Origin of the sequence: Xanthomonas sp. LMG 12461 (genome assembly GCF_009192935.1) — a bacterium.
Taxonomy (GTDB): Bacteria; Pseudomonadota; Gammaproteobacteria; order Xanthomonadales; family Xanthomonadaceae; genus Xanthomonas_A; species Xanthomonas_A sontii.
The window spans coordinates 1-3,286 of the sequence record NZ_NQYT01000125.1; the positions used below are offsets into that span (position 1 = coordinate 1).

The 3,286-nt window shown below is 67.3% G+C and carries 5 protein-coding genes; 3 read left to right on the forward strand and 2 right to left on the reverse strand.

What is annotated here, in order from left to right; all coding sequences use genetic code 11:
• Window positions 1-211: hypothetical protein (locus CEK68_RS21370; protein WP_226978004.1), on the forward strand; the 211-nt coding region annotated here is incomplete at its 5' end.
• Window positions 212-298: 87 nt separating this feature from the next.
• Here the strand turns inward: CEK68_RS21370 and CEK68_RS20825 are convergent.
• Window positions 299-883, reverse strand: a complete 585-nt coding sequence (locus tag CEK68_RS20825; RefSeq protein WP_017916516.1) for a ferritin-like domain-containing protein — start codon at window positions 881-883, stop codon at window positions 299-301.
• 31 nt (window positions 884-914) lie between these two features.
• Entirely contained in the window at window positions 915-1,397 is a 483-nt protein-coding gene (locus CEK68_RS20830; RefSeq protein ID WP_152240528.1) for a peroxiredoxin, read from the reverse strand.
• A 169-nt stretch (window positions 1,398-1,566) separates the two neighbouring features.
• Between CEK68_RS20830 and CEK68_RS20835 the strand changes: the two genes are divergently transcribed.
• Entirely contained in the window at window positions 1,567-2,034 is a 468-nt protein-coding gene (locus CEK68_RS20835; RefSeq protein ID WP_010341349.1) for an Hsp20/alpha crystallin family protein, read from the forward strand.
• Between the two features lie 135 nt (window positions 2,035-2,169).
• On the forward strand, window positions 2,170-3,057 hold the full coding sequence (locus tag CEK68_RS20840; RefSeq protein WP_152240529.1) for a DnaJ C-terminal domain-containing protein: 888 nt from the start codon (window positions 2,170-2,172) through the stop codon (window positions 3,055-3,057).
• Window positions 3,058-3,286: the final 229 nt, after the last annotated feature.

The window sequence follows — 3,286 nt, forward strand, 5'->3', positions numbered from 1 at the left end:
GAATGTACGCCGTCCGCGGCAGGGGCAGGATGCCCCTTCCGCGGATCCCGCCTGGTTCGCGGACCCGGAGCGCGCAGCGCGGAGGGCGCGAAGGCAGGGCGCGCTTTCTTTTGGTTACTTTTCTTTGCGCGAGCAAAGAAAAGTGACTCGCCGCAAGGCGAAAGCCTTTGCAGTTGCTTCAACCATGTGTGTCAGACCAGAAAAACAGTAGGAGCGGCCGCAGCCGCAACAGAATCCATCAGGAAGGCCTGTCGCGGCTGAAGCCGCTCCCACGAAAGCGCTTGAATGCGGAACCGGCTTACTTGCCGATCCAGCCTTCCAGCATGTCCGAGAACTCGTCGGCATGCTCTTCTTCCTGGGCCAGGATGTCTTCCAGGATGCGCTTGGTGGTGGTGTCCTTGTCGCCGACGAAATTGATCATCTCGCGATAGCTGTCGATGGCGATGCGCTCGGCGATCAGATTCTCCTTGACCATGTCGCGCAGATCCTCGCCTTCCTTGTACTCGGCGTGCGAGCGCGCGGTCAGCGTGTCCGGGTTGAGGTCCGGCTCGCCGCCCAACTGCACGATGCGCTCGGCCAGCTTGTGCGCGTGCGCCTGCTCCTGCTGCGCGTGTTCCAGGAACTCGGCCTTGACCGCGTCGGCGAGCATGCCGGCGGCCATGAAGTAGTGGCGGTAGTAGCGCAGCACGCACACGTACTCGGTGGCGAGCGCGTCGTTGAGCATCTTGATCACCGCCTCGCGGTCGGCGCTGTAGCTCTTGGTGATCGCGCCGTCCTCGATGCTCTGGCGGGCGTTGGCGCGCAGCGTGGCGGTGTCGGTGAGGCCGGCGGTGTGCTGCAGCGGCTTGGCGTCGGTCTTCGGGGAGGCTGGCTTGTTGGACATGGCTGGCCGTTTCCTGTGGTGGGTAAGGGGATCAGTCGGGAAGGTGCTGCAGCACGTAGTCGGCGGCGGAGACCTTGAACTCGCCCGGCGCCTCGACGAACAGCGCCTGCACCACGCCGTCGTCGGCGTACAGCGCGAAGCGGCGCGCTCGCACGCCCATGCCGTAGCTGCTGGCGTCAAGTTCCAGGCCCAGCGCCTTGGCGAAGGCACCATTGCCGTCGGACAGCATCTGCAGGCCGTCCGGCACCAGCTGGCTCTTGCCCCAGGCCTGCATCACGAACGGGTCGTTGACCGCCATGCAGTACACCTCGATGCCGCGCTTGCGGAACTCGTCGAAGTGCTCCACATAGCCGGGCAGGTGCTTCTCCGAACAGGTCGGGGTGAACGCGCCGGGCACCGCGAACAACAGCACGCGGCGGCCGTCGAACAACGTGCGCGTGTCCACGGCTTCCACGCCGTCGCGGATGCGCTGCAGCACCACTTCGGGAATGCGTTCGCCGGTCTGGATGGGCATGTCGGGCTCCTTGGATGAACCGAGTCTAGAAACGGAAATGGGAAGGTGGCGTCAACGCCTTGAAAAGCGCCGCGGCAGGCCTATCTGACCGGCATGGACGGCGGGCCGGTCCCGCCGCCGCGAACCGTCCCCTCCGGGGTGTACCTCATTAACGTTTCAGGAGACCACGATGAGCATCGTCCGTTATCGCCAGTGGCCGGCCCAGGCCGCATTCCAGAACGAGATCAAGCAGGTGTTCGACCGCTTCTTCGACCCCAACGGCGGCACCGACGAATCGGCCGTCGTCACCGCGCAGTGGGTGCCGCGCGTGGACATCAAGGAGGAGCCGGAGCGCTTCGTGCTGTACGCCGACCTGCCGGGTATCGACCCGTCGGAGATCGAGGTGTCGATGGACAAGGGCATCCTCTCGATCAAGGGCGAGCGCAAGAGCGAATCGGCCGCCGACACCGAGCGTTTCTCGCGCATCGAGCGCCGCTACGGCAGCTTCCATCGCCGCTTCGCGCTGCCCGACAGCGCCGATCCGGACGGCATTTCCGCCACCGGCTACCATGGCGTGCTGGAAGTGCGCATTCCCAAGCGTCCGGCGAGCACGCCGCGCCGGATCCAGGTCGATACAGGGGCCACGATCGTGCAGTGAGCGCGCGCTCGCAGCGGCGTCGCTACCGCGACGCCGCGCCCTCGCCGCCGGCCGTAGAATGGCCGGGCGATGGCGCAGTGCATGCAACCGGCCCGTTGCCGCAAGGCGGCGGGCCGACTCTTTTTGAGGTGATGGATGGAATTCAAGGATTACTACGCGACCCTGGGCGTGGAACCCAGCGCCGGCGATGCCGAGATCAAGACCGCGTACCGGCGGCTGGCGCGCAAGTACCATCCCGACGTCAGCAAGGAGCCTGGGGCCGAAGAGAAGTTCAAGGCGATCAACGAGGCCTACGAGGCCTTGCGCGACCCGCCCAAGCGCGCCGCTTACGACCAGCTGCGCGCGCAGGGCTACCGGCCAGGCGAGGAGTTCCACGCGCCGCCGAACTACGGCGGCGCGCAGGGCTTCGATTTCGAGGAAGTATTCGGCAACGGCGGCGCCGGCGGCGGCTTCAGCGATTTCTTCGAGAGCCTGTTCGCCCGCCAGCAGCGCGCCCGCCAGGGCGGCGCCGGCCCCGGTCCGGGCTCGGGCGCGCCGCGCGGCGACACCCGCGCCAAGCTGGCGGTGCCGCTGGAGGCGGTGTACGCCGGCGACAGCGTGCGCATCACCATCAACGGCAAGCAACTGGACGTGCGCGTCCCCAAGGGCGTGCGCCCCGGCCAGGTGATCCGGCTGGGCGGGCAGGGCAACGGCGGCAGCAACCTGCTGCTGGAGATCGAGTACGCCGCGCATCCGCAGTTCGAGGTGGACGGCCGCAACATCCTCTATACCCTGCAGGTGACGCCGTGGCAGGCGGCGCTGGGCACCAGCATCAGCGTGCCGACCCTGGGCGGGGCGGTGGAACTGAAGATCCCGCCGGAGTCCGACGCCGGCCGCAAGCTGCGCCTGCGCGGCCGCGGCCTGCCCGGCACTCCGCCGGGCGACCAGATCGTCGAACTGGAAGTGCTGGCGCCGGCGCCGGAAACCGAAGCGCAGCGCAAGGCGTATCGCGGGCTGGCCAAGGCCTTTGGCGAGGCCGTATGAGGTGAGGCGGGATTGGGGAGTTGGGAGTGGGGATGCGCAAGAGCGGGCTCCCCTCGCGCTTGGGGCCTCGTAGGAGCGGCTTCAGCCGCGACGGGCGTTACCGGTAATCCCTGTCGCGGCTGAAGCCGCTTGTGTCAAATAAGGGTCTATCGTTGTAGGTGAGAGCGGAGTGCGGCAGGCCGTTTAGCCGCAGTGCCAGCAAGCACGAGTAGGAGTCAGCGCCGCCCCC

Coding starts and splice junctions, on each gene's coding strand:
- CEK68_RS20825 (WP_017916516.1), bottom strand. CDS start 883: ATGTCCAACAAGCCAGCCTCCCCGAAGACCGACGCCAAGCCGCTGCAG.
- CEK68_RS20830 (WP_152240528.1), bottom strand. CDS start 1,397: ATGCCCATCCAGACCGGCGAACGCATTCCCGAAGTGGTGCTGCAGCGC.
- CEK68_RS20835 (WP_010341349.1), top strand. CDS start 1,567: ATGAGCATCGTCCGTTATCGCCAGTGGCCGGCCCAGGCCGCATTCCAG.
- CEK68_RS20840 (WP_152240529.1), top strand. CDS start 2,170: ATGGAATTCAAGGATTACTACGCGACCCTGGGCGTGGAACCCAGCGCC.